18 protein-coding genes are annotated in these 20,990 nt (G+C 73.1%); 7 read left to right on the top strand and 11 right to left on the bottom strand.

The window, feature by feature from the left end:
- Positions 1-129 precede the first annotated feature (129 nt).
- Positions 130-954 carry a maleylpyruvate isomerase family mycothiol-dependent enzyme gene (locus IH25_RS0115650; RefSeq protein WP_030609465.1) on the top strand — a complete coding sequence of 275 codons (825 nt, stop codon included), beginning with the start codon at positions 130-132 and terminating at the stop codon, positions 952-954.
- Between the two features lie 35 nt (positions 955-989).
- On the opposite strand, the gene IH25_RS0115645 is transcribed toward IH25_RS0115650, so the two are convergent.
- Together IH25_RS0115645 and IH25_RS0115640 are read right to left on the bottom strand one after the other, a co-directional pair.
- Positions 990-2,297 (bottom strand): MFS transporter, encoded by a 1,308-nt coding sequence (locus tag IH25_RS0115645; protein ID WP_030609463.1) that lies wholly within the window; start codon positions 2,295-2,297, stop codon positions 990-992.
- Positions 2,294-2,968 (bottom strand): GntR family transcriptional regulator, encoded by a 675-nt coding sequence (locus IH25_RS0115640; protein WP_030609461.1) that lies wholly within the window; start codon positions 2,966-2,968, stop codon positions 2,294-2,296. The genes IH25_RS0115645 and IH25_RS0115640 overlap by 4 nt, the downstream gene beginning before the upstream one ends.
- 212 nt (positions 2,969-3,180) lie before the next feature.
- Here IH25_RS0115640 and IH25_RS0115635 point away from each other — a divergent pair, with 212 nt between their 5' ends.
- From IH25_RS0115635 to IH25_RS0115625, 3 genes are all read left to right on the top strand, one after another.
- Positions 3,181-4,068, top strand: a complete 888-nt coding sequence (locus IH25_RS0115635; protein WP_394298433.1) for a D-alanyl-D-alanine carboxypeptidase family protein — start codon at positions 3,181-3,183, stop codon at positions 4,066-4,068.
- 131 nt (positions 4,069-4,199) lie between these two features.
- Positions 4,200-4,547, top strand: a complete 348-nt coding sequence (locus tag IH25_RS0115630) for a GntR family transcriptional regulator (RefSeq protein ID WP_030609456.1) — start codon at positions 4,200-4,202, stop codon at positions 4,545-4,547.
- Positions 4,548-4,603: 56 nt separating this feature from the next.
- A complete protein-coding gene (locus IH25_RS0115625; RefSeq protein ID WP_051753942.1) occupies positions 4,604-5,521 on the top strand; it encodes an SdpI family protein in 918 nt (305 codons plus the stop codon).
- Between the two features lie 99 nt (positions 5,522-5,620).
- On the opposite strand, the gene IH25_RS0115620 is transcribed toward IH25_RS0115625, so the two are convergent.
- Genes IH25_RS0115620 through pdhA form a run of 3 tightly spaced genes read right to left on the bottom strand, consistent with a single transcriptional unit; the run spans position 5,621 to position 9,252 of the window.
- On the bottom strand, positions 5,621-7,045 hold the full coding sequence (locus IH25_RS0115620) for a dihydrolipoamide acetyltransferase family protein (protein WP_030609452.1): 1,425 nt from the start codon (positions 7,043-7,045) through the stop codon (positions 5,621-5,623).
- Positions 7,046-7,055: 10 nt separating this feature from the next.
- A complete protein-coding gene (locus tag IH25_RS0115615; protein ID WP_030609450.1) occupies positions 7,056-8,033 on the bottom strand; it encodes an alpha-ketoacid dehydrogenase subunit beta in 978 nt (325 codons plus the stop codon).
- A 1-nt stretch (position 8,034) separates the two neighbouring features.
- On the bottom strand, positions 8,035-9,252 hold the full coding sequence (gene pdhA / locus IH25_RS0115610; RefSeq protein WP_030609447.1) for a pyruvate dehydrogenase (acetyl-transferring) E1 component subunit alpha: 1,218 nt from the start codon (positions 9,250-9,252) through the stop codon (positions 8,035-8,037).
- 542 nt (positions 9,253-9,794) lie between these two features.
- Here pdhA and IH25_RS0115605 point away from each other — a divergent pair.
- Positions 9,795-10,811 carry a phosphotransferase gene (locus IH25_RS0115605; protein WP_030609445.1) on the top strand — a complete coding sequence of 339 codons (1,017 nt, stop codon included), beginning with the start codon at positions 9,795-9,797 and terminating at the stop codon, positions 10,809-10,811.
- A 136-nt stretch (positions 10,812-10,947) separates the two neighbouring features.
- Here IH25_RS0115605 and IH25_RS0115600 read toward each other — a convergent pair whose 3' ends face one another.
- Positions 10,948-12,594: a protein kinase domain-containing protein gene (locus IH25_RS0115600; RefSeq protein WP_030609443.1), complete on the bottom strand. Its 1,647-nt coding sequence runs from the start codon at positions 12,592-12,594 to the stop codon at positions 10,948-10,950.
- A gap of 343 nt (positions 12,595-12,937) precedes the next feature.
- Here IH25_RS0115600 and IH25_RS0115595 point away from each other — a divergent pair, with 343 nt between their 5' ends.
- On the top strand, positions 12,938-14,584 hold the full coding sequence (locus IH25_RS0115595; protein WP_030609441.1) for a protein kinase domain-containing protein: 1,647 nt from the start codon (positions 12,938-12,940) through the stop codon (positions 14,582-14,584).
- A 258-nt stretch (positions 14,585-14,842) separates the two neighbouring features.
- On the opposite strand, the gene IH25_RS0115590 is transcribed toward IH25_RS0115595, so the two are convergent.
- Positions 14,843-15,382 (bottom strand): bacterial proteasome activator family protein, encoded by a 540-nt coding sequence (locus IH25_RS0115590; protein ID WP_030609438.1) that lies wholly within the window; start codon positions 15,380-15,382, stop codon positions 14,843-14,845.
- A gap of 174 nt (positions 15,383-15,556) precedes the next feature.
- Here IH25_RS0115590 and IH25_RS0115585 point away from each other — a divergent pair, with 174 nt between their 5' ends.
- On the top strand, positions 15,557-16,432 hold the full coding sequence (locus IH25_RS0115585) for a hypothetical protein (RefSeq protein WP_030609435.1): 876 nt from the start codon (positions 15,557-15,559) through the stop codon (positions 16,430-16,432).
- A 70-nt stretch (positions 16,433-16,502) separates the two neighbouring features.
- On the opposite strand, the gene IH25_RS0115580 is transcribed toward IH25_RS0115585, so the two are convergent.
- The 4 genes from IH25_RS0115580 to IH25_RS0115565 are packed head-to-tail and all read right to left on the bottom strand — an operon-like array spanning position 16,503 to position 20,945.
- Complete coding sequence (locus IH25_RS0115580; RefSeq protein WP_030609432.1) at positions 16,503-17,483, bottom strand: NAD(P)H-quinone oxidoreductase; 981 nt, start codon at positions 17,481-17,483, stop codon at positions 16,503-16,505.
- 29 nt (positions 17,484-17,512) lie between these two features.
- The gene (locus IH25_RS0115575) at positions 17,513-18,610 is read right to left on the bottom strand and encodes a potassium channel family protein (protein WP_030609428.1); all 1,098 of its coding nucleotides are present in this window, start codon (positions 18,608-18,610) and stop codon (positions 17,513-17,515) included.
- Positions 18,607-20,034, bottom strand: a complete 1,428-nt coding sequence (locus tag IH25_RS0115570; protein ID WP_030609425.1) for a molybdopterin molybdotransferase MoeA — start codon at positions 20,032-20,034, stop codon at positions 18,607-18,609. The genes IH25_RS0115575 and IH25_RS0115570 overlap by 4 nt, the downstream gene beginning before the upstream one ends.
- Positions 20,031-20,945, bottom strand: coding sequence for an NTP transferase domain-containing protein (locus IH25_RS0115565; protein WP_030609421.1), 915 nt, complete (start codon positions 20,943-20,945; stop codon positions 20,031-20,033). The genes IH25_RS0115570 and IH25_RS0115565 overlap by 4 nt, the downstream gene beginning before the upstream one ends.
- Between the last annotated feature and the right edge of the window lie 45 nt (positions 20,946-20,990).

Raw genomic sequence — 20,990 nt, 5'->3', positions numbered from 1 at the left:
AAGCACTGCCGGGGTGCCTTTCCGCAGCGTAACTTAGCGTCTCAAGACACCCGCCGAAGTGCAGCCGCCGTCCGCCGGCAACGCCGCCGTCAACCCGCCCGTGTACCGACCGCCGAGGGGTCCCGTTCCGTGAGTCTGCATCCCACTCTCCAGCCCTACGCCGACGCCTGGACGCACTCCATCGAAGCGATATCCGAGATGGCGCAGTCACTCGTCGAGGGCGAGTGGAACCGGCGGACCCCGTGCCCCGGCTGGTCGGTGCGCGACATCGTGTCGCACGTCATCGGCATGGACTGCGAGATGCTCGGCGACCCGCGCCCCATCCACGCCCTGCCGCGCGACCTCTTCCACGTCGCCACCGATCACCAGCGCTACATGGAGATGCAGGTCGACGTCCGCCGGCACCACACCGCGCCGGAGATGACGGCCGAGCTGGAGTACACGGTCATCCGCCGCAACCGCCAGCTCCGGGGCGAGTCCCGGGACCCCGCCACCCTGGTGCGCGGCCCGCTCGGCAAGGAGATCACCCTGGAGCAGTCCTACCGCATGCGGGCGTTCGACGTGTGGGTGCACGAGCAGGACCTGCGCACCGCCCTCGGCCGCCCCGGCAGCCTGGACTCGCCGGGCGCGTACGTCACCCGGGACGTGCTGCTGGAGGCGCTGCCCAAGGTCGTGGCGCACGACGCCGGCGCCCCGCGCAGCTCGGCGATCGTCTTCGACGTGCACGGCCCGGTCGAGTTCCTGCGCACCGTCCGCGTCGACATCCAGGGCCGCGGCACCCTGGAGGCCGTCCCCGCCCTCGGCCCGGCCGCCACCCTGACCCTGAACTGGGAGACCTACGTCCGCCTGGCCTGCGGCCGGGTCTCCCCCGAGGCGGTGGCGGACCGGGTGAAGACGGAGGGCGACCAGGAGCTGGCGGCGGCCATCCTGCGCAACTTCGCGGTCACGCCGTAACGCGGGCTACGGGGAAGCGCGCTCCCGCCGCGGGGCTACGCGGGTACGTGCACCGTCTCTACGCGGCTGGAGATCAACCGCTCCCGCTCCCGCCGGGCCGCCCGCCCCCGCAGCCGGAGGATCTGGCTCACCCCGAGCGCCTGGAGCACGAACACGGAGCCGAACGCCACGGTGTAGTCGTCCCCGGTCGCGTCCAGCAGCACGCCGATCGCGAACAGCGTCGTCATGGAGGCGATGAAGCCGCCCATGTTGGTGATGCCGGACGCCGTGCCCTGCCGCTCGGGCGGATTGGCCGGCCGGGCGAAGTCGAAGCCGAGCATGGACGCCGGCCCGCACGCGCCGAGCACCGCGCACAGCACGACCAGCAGCCACATCGGCGCGTGCCGCCCGGGGTAGGCCAGGGTGGCCGCCCACAGCAGCGCGGTCGCGCCCACCGTGCCCAGCGCCAGCGGCAGCCGCGCCGCGTGGTGCCGGGCGACGATCTGGCCGTAGACCAGGCCGATCACCATGTTGGACAGCACGACGAGGGTGAGCAGCTCGCCGGCCGTGGCGCGGCTGAGCCCCTGCGCCTCGACGAGGAACGGCAGGCCCCACAGCAGCAGGAACACCATCGCCGGGAACTGGGTGGTGAAGTGCACCCACAGGCCCAGCCGGGTGCCCGGCTCCCGCCAGGCCGCGGCGATCTGCCCGCGGACGTAGGCGGCGCCCCGGTGCGGGGACGGCTCCGGCTCCATGCCTTCGGGGTGGTCCTTCAGGAACAGCAGGGTCAGCGCCAGGACGACCGCGCCCGCCAGCGCGCTGCCCGCGAACGCCGGGGTCCAGCCGATGCCGTGCAGCAGCCGGGCCAGCACCAGGGTGGAGACCAGGTTGCCCGCCATGCCGACCAGCCCGGCGAGCTGCGCGACCATCGGGCCGCGCCGGGCCGGGAACCAACGGGTGCCCAGCCGCAGCACGCTGATGAAGGTCATCGCGTCGCCGCAGCCCAGCAGCGCCCGGGAGGCGAGCGCGGTGCCGTAGGAAGGGGAGAAGGCGAAGCCCAGCTGTCCGACGGTGAACAGCAGCGCGCCGATGCTCAGCACCTTCTTGGTGCCGAGCCGGTCGACCAGCAGGCCGACGGGTATCTGCATGCCGGCGTAGACCAGCAGCTGGAGTATGGAGAAGGTGGACAGGGCGGAGGCGCCCACGTGGAAGCGGTCGGCCGCGTCGAGCCCGGCCACCCCCAGCGACGTACGGAAGATGACGGCCACGAAGTAGACCGCCACGCCTATGGACCAGACGACGACCGCCCGGCGGCCGCCCGGGGGATCGCCGGGCAGGGAGGCCTCGCGCACGGTGGCGCTCATCGGACCTCACCCCGCGCGAGGTGGGAGAACCAGCTCACATGCCGGTGCACGACCCCGACGGCCGCCTCCGCGTCCCCGGAGCGCAGCGCGTCCAGGATCTCCTCGTGCTCGGCGAGCGTCTTGGCGATCCGGTCGGGGTGGGAGTGCAGGACGGCGACGCCCATCCGCAACTGGCGGTCGCGCAGCTGGTCGTAGAGCCGGGAGAGGATCTCGTTGCCCCCGCTGCGCACGATCTCGGCGTGGAAGGAGCGGTCGGTGACCGCGGCGGCGGCCAGGTCACCGGCGGCGGCCTGCGCCTTCTGCCGCTCCAGCAGCTCGGCCAGCCGCTCCAGCAGGCCCGGCGGGGCGGGTACGGCCTTGCGGGCCGCGTGCTCCTCGACCAGCAGCCGGGTCTCCACCACGTCCGCGATCTCCTGCGCGGAGACCGGCAGGACCAGGGCGCCCTTCTTCGGGTACAGGCGGATCAGGCCCTCCACCTCCAGCCGCAGCAGCGCCTCCCGGACGGGCGTGCGCGAGACCCCGACGGCCTCGGCCAGCTCGCCCTCGGTGAGCAGGGTGCCGCCCTCGTAGCGGCGGTCGAGCACACCCTGCTTGACGTGGGTGTACACGCGGTCGGCGGCGGGTGGCTGTTTGAGGGACTGGGGCGCGGAGTGCTCGACGGCCGTTCTCATGCCCACAGGATAGATACAACACGTACGCAAGCGACGGACCGTCCGTCATACGGACCGTCGCGGCCGGGAAGCGCCCCTTGCCCGGCACCCGCACAACCTTCTGTGCTACTTACGTGTCACACACATGCGGCCCTCCTCTGCACCCACCTCAACTCGGCCGCACACCAGGGGCATTCAACACATTAGAGGTACATCAGTTGATTACCGGCATTATGGGCACCAGTGTTCGCAGGGCTGCCGTCGTCACCGTCACCGCCGGCGCGCTGGCCACCACCGGCGCCCTCACCGCGGCGCCCGCACAGGCCGTCACCGCGCCCTCGATCGTGGCCAAGGGCGGGTACCTCATGAACAACGCCAACAGCTCGTCGCTGTACACGAAGAAGGCGGACACCCGGCTCGCCACCGGCTCCACCACCAAGATCATGACCGCCAAGGTCGTGCTCGCCCAGTCGAACCTCAACCTCGACGCCAAGGTCACGATCCAGAAGGCGTACAGCGACTACGTCGTCAAGAACAACGCCTCCCAGGCCCACCTGATCGTCGGCGACCAGGTGACCGTCCGGCAGCTGCTGTACGGCCTGATGCTGCCGTCCGGCTGCGACGCCGCCTACGCGCTCGCCGACAAGTACGGCTCCGGCTCGACCCGGACGGCACGCGTGAAGAACTTCATCGGCAAGATGAACACCACCGCCAAGAACCTGGGCCTGAAGAACACCCACTTCGACTCCTTCGACGGCATCGGCAACGGCAGCAACTACTCGACACCGCGCGACCTGACGAAGATCGCCAGCAGCGCGATGAAGAACGCCACCTTCCGCACCATCGTCAAGACCAAGACGTACACCGCCAAGACCCGCACCAAGTCGGGCGGCACCCGCACGATGGCCCCCTGGAAGAACACCAACGGGCTGCTCAGCAGCTACAGCGGGACCATCGGCGTGAAGACCGGCTCCGGCCCGGAGGCCAAGTACTGCCTGGTCTTCGCCGCGACCCGGAAGAACAAGACGGTCATCGGCACCGTCCTCGCCTCCTCCTCCATCCCCAACCGCGAGGCGGACGCGAAGAAGCTCCTCAACTACGGCTTCGCCCGCCTGGGCTGACGCCAAGTCATTCCCCGAAAGGGGCCCGTCGTCCGCGGACGACGGGCCCCTTTCCGTTGCGCGCTCCGTTCCTCGTTTCGTTGCGCGCCCCATTCCTCGATGGAACGTATGGTGCTACTTTCATTGTCACCATGCTGCTGCGTCTGGACACGTCCGACACCCGCCCGCTGCACGAACAGGTCGCCGCGGCGGTCCGGCGGGCCATCGCCGAGGGCGAGTGCCGCGCGGGCGACCGGCTGCCCTCCGCCCGCGATCTCTCCGCCGCCCTGGACATCAACGTCAACACCGTGCTGCGCGGACTGCGCGAGCTGCGGGACGAGGGCCTGCTGGAGTTCCGGCGCGGCCGGGGCATCACGGTCGCCGAAGGGGCGTCCCGCCGCTCCGGTCTCCAGATCAGGGTGCGCGAGCTGGTCGCGGAGGCGTCCCGGCTGGGCTACAGCCGGACCGATGTCATCGACATGATCCGGGGGTTGACGTGACGGGTGCGGAAACAGGGCCGAAGCCCCGGGGCCGGTGGTGGCCGACCGGTGCGGCGGTGGGCGTCACGGCCGTGCTCGCCGGACTGCCCTGGGCCCTGCGGGACCGGCTGCCCGACCGGCCGGCGACCCACTGGAGCGGCGGCGGCACCCCCGACGGCTCCCTCCCCCTGTGGGCGGCCTGCCTGGTCCCGGCCGGCGTCTGGCTGCTGACCGTCCTCGCGACGAGCGTGCGCCCGCGCCGCTCCGGCGCCACCGCGCGCCCCTGGCGGCTGATGACGCTCGCGCCCACGGCGGCGGTGCTCGTCGGCGCCCAGGTGTCCGTCGTCCGGGCGAACCTGGACCACACCGACTGGCACCAGGCCCGCCAGCCGGTCCTCGGGGTGGTGCTGATCGGCGCGCTCGCGGCGGTCGCCGCGGTGGCCGCCTGGCGGTTCACCCCGCGGCCCGCCGCCGTCCCGGCCGCCGCGCCCACGCTGGAGGTGCCCGAGGGCGAACGCCTGGTGTGGTTCTCCCGCACCGCCAACCCCTGGCTCCTCCTGCTGGCGGCGATCGCCGGGCTGGTGGCCGTCGTCGCGCTGGCCGCCCTGGCCGTCGGCCTGGCCGACCCCGCCGGGCTGGGGACGGCGTGCGCGGCATCCGCCGTCGTCGCGCTCGGCTGTGCCTTGTTCTCCTCGGTCCAGGCGAAGGTGTCGGAGGCGGGCCTGGAGGTGTCGTTCGGCCCCCTCGGCTGGCCCGTCCGCCGCTGGTCCCCGGCCGCCATCGAGACCGCTCGCGCCGAGCGGCGGCTGCCGTCCCAGGTCGGCGGCTGGGGGTACCGGATCAGCGGCCTCGGCACGACGGTCATGCTCCGCGCCGGCGACTGTCTGGTGATACGGCCCCGGGGCCGCCGCGCCGACTTCGCGGTGAGCGTGGACGACGCGGAACGGGGCGCGGCCCTGCTCAACACCCTCCGCTCCCGGCCGTCCACCGACTGACCGAGCTACCTCGCCATCCCTGAATGACGAAGGGGGCGGTCGCAAGCAGAAATTGCGACCGTCCCCTTCACGTGTCAGAGGTGACCCACCTACGGGGCCTCAACCCCAGGTGATCAACCGCTTCGGCTGCTCGAGAATCGCCGCCACGTCCGCGAGCACCTTCGAGCCCAGTTCGCCGTCGACCAGACGGTGGTCGAAGGAGAGGGCCAGCGTGGTGACCTGGCGCGGCTTCACCTTGCCCTTGTGGACCCACGGCTGGAGCTTGATCGCGCCGACCGCGAGGATCGCGGACTCGCCGGGGTTCAGCAGGGGCGTGCCGGTATCGACGCCGAAGACACCGACGTTGGTGATGGTCACCGTGCCGCCCTGCATCGCCGCCGGTGAGGTCTTGCCCTCGCGGGCCGTCGTCACCAGTTCGCCGAGCGCCTCGGCCAGCTGCGGGAGCGTCTTGTCGTGCGCGTCCTTGATGTTCGGCACGATCAGCCCCCGGGGGGTGGCCGCCGCGATACCCAGGTTGACGTAGTGCTTGAGCACGATCTCCTGGTTGGCCTCGTCCCAGGAGGCGTTGATCTCCGGGTTGCGCTTGATGGCGACCAGCAGGGCCTTGGCGATCAGCAGGAGCGGGTTGACCCGCAGGCCCTGCATGTCCTTGTCCTGCTTCAGCTCCTCGACCAGCCGCATCGTGCGGGTCACGTCCACCGTCACGAACTCGGTGACGTGCGGTGCCGTGAACGCCGACCCGACCATCGCCTGCGCGGTGGCCTTGCGGACGCCCTTGACCGGTACGCGGGTCTCGCGCGCGGTGTCGTACGACGCCGCGGGCGCCGCGGCGGCGGGGGCGGCGGCCGGTGCGGCCGGGGCCGGTGCGGCGGTGGGGGCCTGGGCTGCCGGTTCGGCGGCGCTCGGGGCGGCCGCCGCGTGGACGTCCTCGCGGGTGATGACGCCGTCCGGGCCGGACGGGGTGACCGAGGCCAGGTCGACACCGAGGTCCTTGGCCAGCTTGCGCACCGGGGGCTTGGCCAGCGGACGGGGCTTCTCGGCGAGCGTGGCGCCGTGGCCGTTCAGCTCGGCCTGGATCGCCTGCGCCGGTCCCGGCACGTCGGCCTGGGGGCCCTTGCGGGGGCGGCGCTTGGTCGAGGAGGTGGCCACGCCGTAGCCGACCAGGACCGGCTGGCGGCCCTCCGGCTTCGGCTCCTCCGCGGCCGGGGCGGGCTCCGCCCGCTGCTGCTCGGCGGGCGCCTCGGGGGCCTCGGGCGCGGCGGCGCCGGCCACGGCGACCGTGATGATGGCCGTGCCCACGTCCACCGTGGTGCCCTCGGGGAAGCGCAGCTCGCGCACCACGCCGTCGTAGGGGATGGGCAGTTCGACGGCGGCCTTGGCCGTCTCGACCTCGCACACCACCTGGCCGTCGGTGACCGTGTCACCCGGCTGGACGTACCACTTGAGGATCTCGGCCTCGGTGAGGCCCTCGCCCACGTCGGGCATCTTGAACTCGCGTACGGACGCATCCGTCATCGTCGTCACGACCCCCTCCTCAGTACGCCAGCGAGCGGTCGACGGCGTCGAGCACGCGGTCCAGGTCGGGCAGGTACTCCTCCTCCAGACGGGCCGGCGGGTACGGGGCGTGGTAGCCGCCGACCCGGAGCACCGGTGCCTCCAGGTGGTAGAAGCAGCGCTCGGTGATCCGCGCGGCGATCTCCGCGCCGGAGCCGAAGAACACCGGCGCCTCGTGCACCACGACCAGGCGGCGGGTCTTCTCCACCGAGGCCTGGATCGCGTCGAAGTCCAGCGGGCTGACCGAGCGCAGGTCCAGCACCTCCAGGTGCTTGCCCTCCTCGGCCGCCGCGTCCGCGACCTCCTGGCACAGCTTCACCATCGGGCCGTAGGCCGCCAGGGTCAGGTCCGTGCCCTCGCGGACCACGCGCGCCTTGTGCAGCGGGGCCGGGATGGCCTCGGGGTCGACCTCGGCCTTGTCCCAGTAGCGCCGCTTGGGCTCGAAGAAGATCACCGGGTCGTCGCTCTGGATGGCCTGCTGCATCATCCAGTACGCGTCCGAGGCGTTCGACGGCGAGACCACCTTCAGGCCCGCCACGTGCGCGAACAGCGCCTCCGGCGACTCCGAGTGGTGCTCGACCGCGCCGATGCCGCCGCCGTAGGGAATGCGCACGACGACCGGCAGCTTGACCTTGCCCAGCGAGCGGGCGTGCATCTTCGCCAGCTGGGTGACGATCTGGTCGTAGGCCGGGAAGACGAAGCCGTCGAACTGGATCTCCACCACCGGGCGGTAGCCGCGCAGGGCCAGGCCGATCGCGGTGCCGACGATGCCGGACTCGGCCAGCGGGGTGTCGATGACCCGGCTCTCGCCGAAGTCCTTCTGCAGCCCGTCCGTCACCCGGAAGACACCGCCGAGCTTGCCGACGTCCTCACCCATGACCAGGACCTTGGGGTCGGCGTCCAGGGCGCGGCGCAGCGACTCGTTGATGGCCTTGGCCATCGCCATCTTCTCGGCCATCTCAGTGACCCCCTTCATCGGCGAACGACGCCTGGTAGGCGGCGAACTGGGCGCGCTCCTCGTCCACGAGCGCGTGTCCGTCCGCGTACACGTTCTCGAAGAGGGCGAACCGGTCCGGGTCGGGCATGGCGCGGACCGCTTCGCGCACTCGCTTGCCCAACGCCTCGGACTCGGCCTCGAGTTCCGCGAAGAATCCCTCGTCCGCGTGGTTCGAGGCCTCCAGGTAGCGGTGCAGGCGCAGGATCGGGTCCTTCGCCTCCCAGGCCAGCCGCTCCTCGTCGCCCCGGTAGCGGGTGGGGTCGTCGGAGGTGGTGTGGGCGCCCATGCGGTAGGTGTACGCCTCGACCAGGGTGGGGCCCTCGCCGTTGCGGGCGCGCTCCAGCGCCCACTTGGTGACCGCCAGGCAGGCCAGCACGTCGTTGCCGTCGACCCGGACGCCCGGGAAGCCGTAGCCCTGGGCGCGCTGGTACAGCGGGACGCGGGTCTGCTTCTCGGTCGGCTCGGAGATCGCCCACTGGTTGTTCTGGCAGAAGAACACGACGGGGGCGTTGTAGACCGCGGAGAAGGTGAAGGACTCGGCCACGTCGCCCTGGCTGGAGGCGCCGTCGCCGAAGTAGGCGATGACCGCCGAGTCCGCGCCGTCCTTGGCGATGCCCATCGCGTAGCCGGTGGCGTGCAGCGCCTGGGAGCCGATGACGATCGTGTACAGGTGGAAGTTGTTGCCGTTCGGGTCCCAGCCGCCGTTGTTCACGCCGCGGAACATGCCGAGCAGGTTCGTCGGGTCGACGCCGCGGCACCAGGCGACGCCGTGCTCGCGGTAGGTCGGGAACACGTAGTCGTCCGGACGGGTGGCGCGGCCCGAGCCGATCTGGGCGGCCTCCTGTCCCAGCAGGGAGGCCCACAGGCCCAGCTCGCCCTGGCGCTGCAGGGCGGTGGCCTCGGCGTCGAAGCGACGGGTGAGCACCATGTCGCGGTAGAGGCCGCGCAGTTCTTCGGGGGTGATGCCGGCGACGTAGGCGTCGTACTCGGCGTGCTCGACCCGCTTGCCCTCCGGCGTCAGGAGCTGCACGAGGTCGGGGTCGGTGCTCTTCTTCGCGGTACTGCGGGTGGTACGGGTGGTGCGCTTGGTGCCGGTGGTTCCGGTCTTGCCGCCGGTCGTGCCGGCTTTGCCTGCGGCGGTGCGTCGCGGCTTGCGCGCGGCACTGCTCTCCACGGTCACGTGTGCTCCTCCGTCGTTCCGGCCCCCGGGGTTGCCGGTAGGCCAGTGCGGCTCACCTGTTTCGACCACCGGGCACGGGGTGGGTGCCACTCGGCCGGGAACAGGCGTGACAGGTGCCCCGGCGAGCGCCCTGCAACCATCACGTTACCCAGTGCCCCACATTTCTGTGAAACCCCGTTTGACCTGCGATTTTGCTTGGATTTCCAAGTAAATCGAGGTGGTGGGAAAGCGCGCTGGTCACAGCCTTGCGACAGGCCCGAGCAAGCGCACGTTATCCCGCCGACCCAGGTCACGGGAAGAGTTCAATGTGAGACGGGACTCGTACGCGAAGCAGGAGAAATCCCGCTATTACCGCCCGGTTGCCCGAGTCCGGAATGCGAGGGCGTTACCGGCGGCCCCCGACTATCACCCGGATGTACGAGCACGCACCCACCCGATGACCGAATGCGACCAGCAACGACTGCCTGTGACAACACCCAGCTCACGGGCTCTCCACGTGCCCTAACATCTGGCGCGTGCCGCGCTCATGTGTACCACCCGTCGTGCCTCACGCGCCCCCTCTGGGCGCCCTGCTGCGCCTGTACGCCGCGGGTACCGCCCTCACCTGTGAGCCGGTCGACCAGGGGCTGCTCAACCGCGGCTACCGGCTGTGCACCACCCGCGGCCGTTACTTCCTCAAGCACCACTTCGATCCGGACACCGCCGACCCCGCCGCCATCGAGCGCCGGCACCGGGCCACCCAGCGCCTGGCCGACCTCGGCGTCCCGGTCGCCCCGCCGCTCGCGCACCGCGAGGGCCGCACGGTCGCGGTCGTCGGCGGCCACGCCTACGCCCTGCACCCCTGGATCGACGGCGGACACCGGCACGGCGGTCAGCTCACCCGCGCGGAGAGCGCCCGCCTCGGCGCACTCCTGGGCGCCGTCCACGCCTGTCTGGAGCGGGTGATGCCGCCCAAGGGCCGTACCCGCCCGGCGACGAGCCCGCACCCCGTGACGAGCGCCGACCCGGCCGACACCTTCGCCCTCATCGACGACCTGCTGGCGCACGTGCGCCGGCACCGGCCCGCCGACGCCTTCGACGAACTCGCCCGGCACCGGCTGCTGGAGCGCCGCGCCCTGCTGGAGCAGCACGCGGACCGGCGCCCGCCGCGCGGCGGCCCGGTGGGCTGGGTGCACGGCGACTTCCACCCGTTCAACCTGCTCTACAAGGACGACGCCCCGGCCGCGATCGTGGACTGGGACCGGCTCGGTGTGCAGCCGCGCGCGGAGGAGGCCGTCCGCGCCGCCGCCATCTTCTTCGTGCGGCCCTCCGGACGACTGCACCTGCCGAAGGTACGGGCCTACGCGCGCGCGTACCGGCGCGCGGCCGGTGCCACCCCCTCGGAGCTGGCGGCGGCCGTGCACCGCGTGTGGTGGGAGCGGCTGAACGACTTCTGGATGCTGCGCTGGCACTACGAACGCGGCGACACGCGCGCGGACTGCCAGTTCCCGGCCGCGTCGGCGCTCGCGGTGTGGTGGACGCGCGAGTACGACGCGGTGTGCGACGCGTTCGCGCGGTGAGCGGCCGGCCTCGGCCGCGTCCGGTGAGCGGCCGGCCTCAGCGCGTGCGGTGGGCGGCCGGCGCGGCCTCGATGCGTCCGGTGACCGGGCCGGCGTCGCCTCAGGGCGTCGCCGGCCCGGTCACCGGGGGTGCGCTTCAACCGGCGGTGTCGCCGGCGGTGGTGCCGACGGTCGTGGTCCCCTCGGCGGTGTTGCCCTCGGTGGTGGTGCCCTCGTCCGTGCTGCCGCCCTCGGTGGTGCCCTCGTCCGTGTTCCCCTCGGTGGTGCCGGCGTCGGTGCCGCCGTTCACCGGGTCCGTGGGCTGCGACGGCGTGGTCTGCGGGCTCGACGGCTGGTTGCTCGGGGGCGGGGAGGCCGACTGCGACTGGGGGTACGACGGCGTGGTCGCCGGCGCCCCGCCGGAGCCGCCGCCGCTCGTGTTCCACTCGCCGGTGCCCGCCGAGGTGTCCGACGGCTCGCCGCTGGTGGCCTCGTCGGACGGGGTCGGGGAGGGCGACTCCTTCTCGGTGCTCTTGGAGTGCGTCGCGGACGGCTTGGTGTCGCCGTCCTTGCCGCTGCCGCCGTTCGTGTTGTGCAGCGCCAGCGCCACGCCCGCGGAGATCGCGATGACCGCGAGCACGGCGAGGATCCACAGCTTGCCGCGCCCGCTGCCCCGGTTGCCGCGCCCCTCGAAGCCGCCGTCGTCGTCGCTGCCGTAGCCCGTGGGCAGGATCGGCTGCGGGATCTGGGCGGTGCCGCCCGCGTCCACCGGGTGCGGCATGACGGTCGTGCCCGCGAAGCCGGCCGACGGGGTGTGCCGGCCCTCGTGCGCCGCCACCGGGCCGGTGTTCCAGGTGCCGGTGTGGGCGCCCTGCTCGTACAGCATCTGCAGGCCGTACTGGACCAGGCCGCGCATCTCCTCGGCCGTCTGGAACCGGTCGTCGGGGTCCTTGGCGAGGGAGCGCATCACCAGGCCGTCCAGCTCCGGCGGGCAGGTGCCGTCGACGACCTGCGACGGCGGCACCGGCATGTCCTGGACGTGCTGGTAGACCACGGAGAGCGGCGTCTCACCGGTGAACGGCGGCCTCAGCGAGAGCAGTTCGTACAGCAGGCAGCCGGTCGCGTACAGGTCGGAGCGGTGGTCGACGGCCTTGCCCAGCGCCTGCTCCGGGGAGAGGTACTGCGGGGTGCCCATGACCATGCCGGTCTGCGTCATCGTCGTGGACGCGCCGTGCAGGGCGCGGGCGATGCCGAAGTCCATCACCTTGACGGCACCGCTGTGGGTGATGATGACGTTCGCCGGCTTGATGTCCCGGTGCACGATGCCGTGCTGGTGCGAGTAGGCGAGCGCCTCCAGCACCCCCGAGACGATGATCAGGGCCTGCTCGGGGCCCGGCGCCTCGGCGTTCATCAGCAGATCGCGGATGGTGCGGCCCTCGACCAGCTCCATGACGATGTACGGCACGGACTGGCCGCCCACCGTGTCCTCGCCGGAGTCGTACACGGCGACGATCGCATGGTGGTTCAGCCCCGCGACGGACTGCGCCTCGCGGGTGAACCGCGCCTTGGATACGGGGTCTTCGGCCAGGTCCGCGCGGAGCAGCTTGACCGCGACCGTGCGGCCCAGGCGGACGTCCTCGGCGGCGAACACCTCGGCCATGCCGCCCCGGCCGAGCCGGTGCGTGAGCCGGTACCGCCCGTCGCCGACGAGCCCGCCGTTGCCCCACAGCTCCGGCGCGTCCGACATGCCGCCGCCAGTCGCCTCGGGGTCGGACGGGCCCTGAGAGCGCTGCGTCTGTGCCATCAGTCCTCGCCGTCGTTTCTGCCCGCGGTGCGCGCGGTGTTGTTACGGTCTCCGTCGGCCACGCTACAGCCTCCGTGGGGGCCACCGGTCCGGAACCGCGACCGGGACGGACCCGAGACGGACCGGTCATGAAACCTCCAGCAGGCGCTGTCGTGCAAATTCTGTGCGCCGGTCGTACGTCCCCTGTAACGCTTGCGCGACGCTTCTTGCGCGTACGGTCACGGAACGGGCACCGAGCTTGACGTGTCGGTGCCCTCCGGCAGACTTGGCCGGGAATGAGACATTCGATCAAGGCCTGTTCGCTGGATCACGGCGCCGGACGGCCAGTGGGGGACGCGGAGAGATGAGCCAGCACGGCGCACCGGGCCGGTACGCGGGGCAGGCCCTGGCGCAGGGCCGCTACCAGCTGCGCGACCTGCTCGGCGAGGGCGGCATGGCCTCGGTGCACCTGGCGCACGACACGGTGCTGGACCGTCCGGTCGCGATCAAGACCCTGCACACCGAACTCGGCCGGGAACAGGCGTTCCGCGAGCGCTTCCGCCGCGAGGCGCAGGCCGTGGCCAAGCTCACCCACACCAACATCGTCTCCGTCTTCGACACCGGCGAGGACGAGCTGAACGGCATGGCCACGCCGTACATCGTCATGGAGTACGTCGAGGGCCGGCCGCTGGGTTCGGTCCTGGAGGCGGACATCCGGCAGTACGGCGCGATGCCCGCCGACAAGGCGCTGAAGATCACCGCCGATGTGCTCGCCGCCCTGGAGATCAGCCACGAGATGGGGCTGGTCCATCGCGACATCAAGCCGGGCAACGTGATGACGACCAAGCGCGGTGTGGTCAAGGTCATGGACTTCGGCATCGCCCGCGCCATGCAGTCCGGCGTCACCTCGATGACGCAGACCGGCATGGTCGTGGGCACCCCGCAGTACCTCTCCCCCGAGCAGGCCCTCGGCCGTGGCGTGGACGCCCGCTCCGACCTGTACTCGGTCGGCATCATGCTGTTCCAACTGGTCACCGGCCGGCTGCCGTTCGACGCGGACTCGCCGCTGGCGATCGCGTACGCGCATGTGCAGGAGGAGCCGGTGGCGCCCTCCTCGGTCAACCGCGCGCTGCCGCCCGCCGTGGACGCGCTGGTCGCCCGCGCGCTGAAGAAGAACCCGAACGAACGCTTCCCGACCGCCGAGGCCATGCGCGCCGAGTGCCTGCGCGTCGCGGCCTCCCTCCAGGCGGCGACGCCGAGCATCGTGCCGGACGCCGGGCCGCGGCAGAGCGGTTCGGGCGTCGGCGCCGCGGTGTTCCCGCCGGTCGACCGGGCGGCCTCGGCCCCGCAGGGGCAGCCGATGACGCCGTACCAGCCGGCTCCCGCCCCGGCACCGAACCCGTACGGCTCGCCGACGCCACCCGCCCCGGCCTACGGCTACCCGCCGCAGACCGGTTACCCCGCCCCGCCCGCCGCCTACGGCCCGCAGGGCGCCGCCCAGACCCCGCCGCCGTACACGATGTCGCCCCGGCCGGCCCAGTCGTCCCGGCCGTCCGGCGGTTCCGGGCGCGGCAGGCGGCCGGTGGTCATCGCCTCGGTCGCGGTGGCGGCCATCGTGGTCGCCGGGGTGACCGTCGCGCTGACGCTGAAGGACGGCGGCGAGGACGTCAAGGGCGGCGGCGCCGTCCCCTCGGCGTCCGCGTCCCACCGGGCGGGCTACCGCGGGCCGGACCACACGCGGCGGATCGACAAGAGCGAGTGCACCGACCCGCAGGAGTCGTGGCAGGACTCGGCCAAGATCGAGCTGCCCGACTTCCGGTACAAGGACATCGACTCCGTGAAGCAGTGCCTGCAGGCCGCGGGCTGGAAGTGGAAGATCAACCACGAGGACGACAACACCTGGGGCGAAGGGACCGTTCTGAAGCAGTTCCCCGCCCAGGGCACCGACGCCGACCCGGACGACGTGGGCACCATCGAGCTGAGCGTGTCGACGGGCAATCCCCCGGAGTAGCCGGCAGCCGGGCGCGCCGGTGCCGACAGCCCGTCCCGCGCCGGTGCCGACAGCCCGGACCGTCCCGCGCGGTGGCCTACGGCCCGGACCGTCCCCCGCGGTGACCGGCAGGCAGGACGCGGTCCCCGCGCGCACGCCCCACGGCCACGGAACAGGCCACGGAACAGGACAAGGGCCCGGCGGTCGTCCGCCGGGCCCTTCGGTGTCGTGTCGGATCGCGCGGGCCGCTCCGCGGGTGAGTGACGCGGATCGCGCGGGTTACAGGTACGGGCCGCCCGAACGGCCGCCCGCGTGGTGCTCGTCGCCGCCCTCGGGGCCGGCCACTCCCGGCGGGAGCGCGCGGCGCATCTGCTCCAGCTGGGCCCGCGCGGCCATCTGCTGGGCGAACAGCGTCGTCTGGATCCCGTGGAAGAGGCCCTCCAGCCAGCCCACCAACTGCGCCTGCGCGATCCGCAGTTCCGCATCGCTCGGGGTGGCGTCGTCGGTGAACGGCAGGGACAGCCGCTCCAGCTCCTCGACCAGCTCGGGGGCCAGGCCGTCCTCCAGCTCCTTCACGGAGCTGGCGTGGATCTCCTTCAGCCGCACCCGGCTGGCCTCGTCGAGGGGAGCCGCCCGCACCTCCTCCAGCAACTGCTTGATCATGCTGCCGATCCGCATGACCTTGGCCGGCTGCTCCACCTGCTCCGTCAGCGGGGTCTCACGGGAGTCCTCGTCCCCGCCGCCGAGTGCCATCCCGTCCTGACCCACGACGAGAATCTGGGGATTCTCCGGCGACCGTTCGTTCCTCGGCATCTCCATGCCGTCATTCTCTCGCACGCCCCCACCTCGTCACCGTGGTGCCCCCGCGTGGCGCGGATCCACCGGTTCCACCCGACGGCCCAATCCGGAATGCCCTCTTCGGGAGGGGATGTGAGGCTGGTTCCCGTCGGTTATCCATCGGTCACGACACCTGGGCTCCGGGAGGTCACCGACGTGACTCCACGCCTGCGACTCACGCTCCGCTGTCTGCGGCTGCCGGCCGTCCTCACGGCCGCGGCACTGCCGTGGTACGGCATCGCCGTCGTCCACGGCAGTCCGCCCGCGCACGCCGCCGAGGCGGACCCGGCCCCCGCGTCCGCCCCGGGCCACGGCGAGGGCCGGCCGGGACCCGCCCGGGACGCGCCGCCGGGCCGGTCGGTGCCGAAACACCCGTCCCCGGGCCACTCCGCCGGTGCCCACTCCGCCGGTGCCCACCCGGCCGGGGCGCGCCCGGACGCCCGGCATCCCGACGCGGACCACGGCACCCCGCAGCGGGAGCACCCGAAGCAGGACCACACGGACCCGGACGACGGCGAGCGGGACCACTCGGGCCAGAAACACCCAGGCCACGACCGGCCCGGCCGGGGGCCGGCCGCCTCCGCCGGCCATGCGCAGAAGGACCCCGAGGACCCGGCCACCCCCGTCCCCACGCCGTCCGACTCCGCCTCGGCCTCGGTCCATCCCTATCGCTCCCTCGCCTGGACCGAGCCCACCCGGGCGGGCAGCCGGGCCGGTGAGGGGCGGATGCGCCCCGGCCGGCCGGACCGGCCCGCGGCGGAGGACGAGGACGACTCCGCCACCGCCACCCCGGCCGTCCAACCGGCCGAGCCGGAGACCACGGACGTGCCCGCCGCATCCGAGGGGCCGGGCCGGGAAGCGGGCCCGGGCTCCGTCCCGCCCGCGCCACGGCCCGGCACCCGGCAGGCGAGCCGGCAGAGCGAGGCCGTGACGGAGCCGGGCCTGCGGTTCCTGCCGCTCGGCAGCGGCCTGGTGCTCATCGGCCTGGGGCTCGGCCTGGCCCTGCTGGGCCTGAGGCTGCGCAGGAGCTGACCGGACGGCCCCGCCGAGGCGGGGTCCGTCCGGCTGTGCCGAGGCGAGGTGCGTCCGGCTGTGCCGGCCGCTACGGCGCCACCAGCAGCACCTTGCCGATGTGACCGCTGGCCTCCACCAGCCGGTGCGCCTCGGCCGCCTCCGGCATCGGCAGCTCGCGGTCCACGATCGGCCGTACGTCCCCGGCGGCGAGCAGCGGCCACACATGCTCGCGGACGGCGGCGACGATGGCCGCCTTCTCGCCCAGCGGACGGCCGCGCAGCGAAGTCGCGCTGATGGCGCCCCGCTTGCCGAGCAGCGCGCCGATGTTCAGCTCGCCCTTCACCCCGCCCTGCATACCGATGATCGCCAGGCGCCCGTTGACGGCGAGGGCCTGGACGTTGCGGTCCAGGTACTTGGCCCCCATGTTGTCGAGGATGACGTCGGCGCCCGCGCCGTCGGTGGCCTGCTTGATCTCGGCGACGAAGTCCTGCTCGCGGTAGTTGATGAGCACGTCCGCGCCCAGCTCGGCGCAGCGCTCCAGCTTCTCCTGGGTGCCGGCGGTCACCGCGACCCTGGCACCGAGGGCCTTGGCCAGCTGGATCGCCATGGTGCCGATGCCGCTGGAACCGCCGTGCACCAGCAGCGTCTCCTCCGGCCGCAGATGGGCGACCATGAACACGTTGGACCAGACCGTGCAGACCGCCTCGGGCAGCGCCGCCGCCTGCCGGAGGGACAGGCCCTCGGGCACGGGCAGCAGCTGCCCGGCCGGTACGGCGACCTTCTCGGCGTAGCCACCGCCCGAGAGGAGCGCGCACACCTCGTCGCCGACGGCCCAGCCCGAGACGCCGGGGCCGAGCGCGGCGATCCGGCCGGAGCACTCCAGGCCGGGGTAGGGGGAGGCGCCGGGCGGAGGGGAGTAGGAGCCCTGGCGCTGGAGGATGTCGGCACGGTTGACGGCGCTGGCCGCCACCTCGACCAGCACCTCGCCCTCGCCGGGCACCGGGTCGGGGACGTCCGTCCACACCAGAGCCTCTGGACCACCGGGTTGGGGAATCGTGATCGCATGCATGCCGGTGACGCTACTCCCCACCGGGCCGGTCAGCCGTGTGGCAGGGGGCGGGTGTCCGGAGTGACCTGGTTGCCCGGAGTGGCCCGGACGATGGTGATGAGCCGGTCGGTCAGCTGGAGGGCGCCGACGGACGGGTCGTCGTAGCCCAGCACCCGGTGCCCGCGTACGACGCTCACCACCAGGTCGTCCGTCTCGCGCGGCGTCTTGCCCACCTCGCCGCGCACCACCGGACGTTCGACGAGGTCCAGCCCGCTGCCCTGCTGGATGAGGTCCTCCATCACCATGCCGGCGGCCGGGCTCAGCACGGACAGGCCGAGCAGCCGGCCGGCCGCGCCGGAGCTGGTGATGACGGCATCGGCGCCGGACTGCCGCAGCAGCGGGGCGTTCTCCTCCTCGCGGACGGCGGCCACGATCTTGGCGCCGCGGTTGAGCTGGCGGGCGGTCAGGGTGACGAGGACCGCGGTGTCGTCGCGCTGCGGGGCGATGATGATCTGCCGCGCCTTGTGCACCTCGGCCCGCTTGAGCACCTCACTGCGGGTGGCGTCGCCCACCACCCCGGCGAACCCCTCGGCGGTCGCCGCGTCGATCGCCTTGGAGCTGGGGTCGACCACGACGACCTGCTCCTTCTTCAGCCCGGTCGCGCAGACGGTCTGGATGGCCGACCGCCCCTTCGTGCCGAAGCCGACGACAACGGTGTGATCGCGCAAGACGGACCTCCAGCGGTTCAGGCGCCATTCCTCACGGGTGCGTTCGGTGAGGACTTCCAGCGTGGTGCCGACCAGGATGATCAGGAACAGCACGCGCAGGGGCGTGATGACGAAGATGTTGGTGAGCCGGGCGCCGTCGCTGACCGGGGTGATGTCGCCGTATCCCGTGGTGGAGAGGGTGACGGTCGCGTAGTAGAACGCGTCGAGCAGGTCCACGGAGCCGTCGGCGTTGTCGTGGTAGCCCTCGCGGTCGGCGTAGACGATCAGCGCGGTGGCCACCAGCACCGCCAGGGCCATGACCAGCCGCTTGACGACCTGACGGATCGGGCGCTCCACCACTTTTCTCGGCAGCTTCACCCGATGGGTCACCAGATGCTCGTCCGCTTGGCGGGCGATGGCGTCATGGCCCGGAAGTTTCACGTGAAACACACCCCGATTCCGGCGGTCGCCCATGGCAGGTCCAGCAGCTCCGCCTCCTCGCCCTGCCGGGCCCCGCCCGGCGGTACGACGGCCAGCGCGTCGGCGGCGGCGATGCCGCGCAGCATCGCCGGGCCGTTGTAGTGGAGCGGCACGGCGTGGTCCCCGCGCAGCACCACGGGGATGAGACGGGTGTCGTACGGGTGCCCCTGCACCGCCTCCTTCAGGGGCAGGGTGTACGGCTCGGGGGCGGGACGGGCGGCGAGGGTCCGCAGCAGCGGTTCCGCGAGTGTGAGCAGGCCGGAGACGGCCGCGAGAGGGTTGCCGGGCAGGCCGACGAGGTGCTGGTGCTCCTTGGTGCGGGCCAGCAGCATGGGGTGGCCCGGCCGCACCTTGACGCCGTGCACGAGGAGTTCGGCGCCCACGCGTTCCAGGACCGGGTGGACATGGTCGACGGGCCCGGCGGCGGTGCCGCCCGTGGTGATGACGAGGTCGGCCTGGGAGGCGGTGACCGCCTTGCGCAGCGCCCGGGCGTCGTCGCCGATCCGGCGTACGGCCACGACGTCGGCGCCGAGCGCGCGCAGCCAGGGCGGCAGCATGGGCCCGAGCGCGTCCCTGATCAGCCCGTCGTGCGGCAGGCCCGCGGTCAGCAACTCGTCGCCCAGGATCAGGACTTCGGCGCGGGGCCGGGGGACGACGGTGACCGTGTCGTAGCCGGCCGCCGCGGCGAGGCCGAGGACGGCGGGGGTGACGAGGGTGCCGACGGGCAGCAGCTGGTCGCCGGTGCGGCACTCCTGGCCCCTGGGCCGGATGTCCTGGCCGTGGAACATCTCGCGGGTGGGGTGCAGCCGGCCCTGGGTGTCGGTCCGGCCGTGCTCGGTGCGCAGGACCGCGGTGGTGTCGGCGGGAATCCGGGCGCCGGTGGCGATACGGACCGCCGTGCCGTCGGTGAGCGGCTCGGGCTGGGCGTGTCCGGCGAGTACCCCTTCCTCCCGTACCTGCCAGGGTCCGGGCCCGGCGACCGCCCATCCGTCCATCGCGGAGGTGTCGAAGGAGGGCAGGTCGGTGAGCGCGTCCAGAGGGGCGGCCAGCACCAGTCCGAGGGCGTCGCCGAGGGGCACGGAGACGGGGGCGCGCCGGTCACCGGCGGGGGTGTCCGCCGGGCCGTGCCGGCCGTGGGCGCGCGCGGTGCGGGCGGCGCGGGCGGCGATCTCGCGGGCGTGGGGCCAGGAGGTGGCCGTGTGGTGCTCGGCGGGCCGCTCACCGGGCTGCCGTACGGCCGGGCCGCCGGACGAGCGGGCGGGACCGTCGTCCTGGGGCTCGCTGTGGGGTTCCCTGTGGGGTTCCCGCACCAGCGCCAGGGCCTCCTCGACATCGAGGTCGTCGTCGGCGGCGGGTGCCCCGGCCGGGGTGCCGGGGGCGGTCATCCGGCGTCCGGGGCGCTCGGGCCCCCGCCGTTCGCGCTCTTCCCGGCCGCGTCGTTCTCCTCTTCCCAGCGCACCGCCAGCGCGGCGGCCTTGCGGGCGGCCTCGGCGACGGCCTCGGGGGTGCCCGCGCCCCGGGCCGCCGCGTAGCCGACGAGGAAGGTGGTCAGCGGGGCGGCGGGGCGGGCCACGCCGTGGGCGGCGTCACGGGCCAGGTCGAGCAGGACGCCGGTGTCGACGTCCAGGTCGATGCCCAACTCGTCCTTGACTGCGGAGATCCATTCATCCAACACGTGCCCATGCTCCCTGATGCGTGCCCTGGCGTCGGCGATGTCGTCCCAGGTGTCGCAGTCGAACGACGCGAGCGGGTCCGGGACCCGGGTGAGGTGGAGGGTTCCGGTCAGCCGGCGCAGGGGCAGCCCGGTGAGGGTGCCGTGGGCGGCGGCGAGGGCGGCCAGCTCGCGGCGCAGGGCGGCGGTGCGGTAGGCGGCCACGAGCGGCTGGTCGCGGCCGCCCGCGTCGGTGAGCAGCGCGCCGTCGGCACCGGTGTCCCGAAGGACGGTGAGGAGCCGCCGGAGCGTACCGGGGCGGAGGAAGGGCAGGTCGGCGGAGAGGACGACGGTGTGCCCGGCGGTGGTGTGCCGCAGTCCGGCCGCCAGCGCGGCGAGCGGTCCGCCGCCGGGCGGCTCCTCGCGGGTCCAGCGCACCGGGCGGGCGGTGGGCCGGGGCGCGGCCACGACGACGGTGGTCCGGGCGTCCGCGCAGGCCGCGAGCACCCGGTCGAGCAGCGCCCGGCCGCCGACCCGGACGCCGGGTTTGTCGGCCCCGCCGAGCCGCCGGGCGGCACCGCCGGCCAGTACGACGGCGTCGTACGGGGCGGATGTCCCGGGGGCGGCGGGTGCGGCGTCGGTCACCCCACGAGTATGTCCCGCCAGGGCCTGGATCCGGACCGGGCGCGG

Source organism: Streptomyces achromogenes subsp. achromogenes (genome assembly GCF_000720835.1).
GTDB classification, from domain to species: domain Bacteria; phylum Actinomycetota; class Actinomycetes; order Streptomycetales; family Streptomycetaceae; genus Streptomyces; species Streptomyces achromogenes.
The sequence above is the reverse complement of the archived record's forward strand: the minus strand, read 5'-3'. Positions and strand labels throughout refer to the sequence as shown.